General features: G+C 56.5%; 1 pseudogene. It reads right to left on the bottom strand.

The annotated features are described in order from the left end of the window. Positions 1 to 586 (bottom strand): annotated as a pseudogene (locus TZ48_RS19770) (hypothetical protein); the annotation flags it as partial.

Below are 586 nucleotides of genomic sequence, written 5' to 3'. Positions count from 1 at the left end.
GTGAACATGGCGCCCGTGCCTTCGTCCACTGACACCGCTGGCGTGATAGACAGCGCTGGGCGGTCATCGTCTGGATCTGGGTCTGGCCCCGTACCGTCATCAAGAATGGTACCCACGCCCGTGTCCGAGCCATTGGTGGTAACATTGTTGTTATCAGTGACGGTCACGCCGAAGGTCTCTGGGCCTTCGAAGACGTCGTCTTGGGTCGTCGCGACGGTGATTTTAAACTCAGTCAAGCCAGCAGGTAAGGTGATGTTGCCATCAGTAATGGTGAGAGGCACATCAGACACGCCGTCGTTATACGTGGCAGTCATGGCGCCTATATCGCCAGACTCAGCGGTGTAACTGCCATCGGTCGCCGTCGCGAGATTCAACACCACATCCGCTTCGGTCTCTTTCGACAAGTTCACTGTAAACATAGCGCCATTGCCTTCGTCCACTGACACGGCTGGCGTGATAGAAAGCGTTGGGCGGTCATCGTCTGGATCTGGGTCTGGACCAGAGCCATCATCGAGAATGGTACCCACGCCCGTGGTGGAGCCATTGGTGGTCACGTTATTACTGTCAGTAACCGTCACACCGAAGG

This window comes from Vibrio variabilis (assembly GCF_003263785.1).
GTDB classification, from domain to species: Bacteria; Pseudomonadota; Gammaproteobacteria; order Enterobacterales; family Vibrionaceae; genus Vibrio; species Vibrio variabilis.
This window is presented reverse-complemented; position numbering and strand designations above follow the sequence as displayed.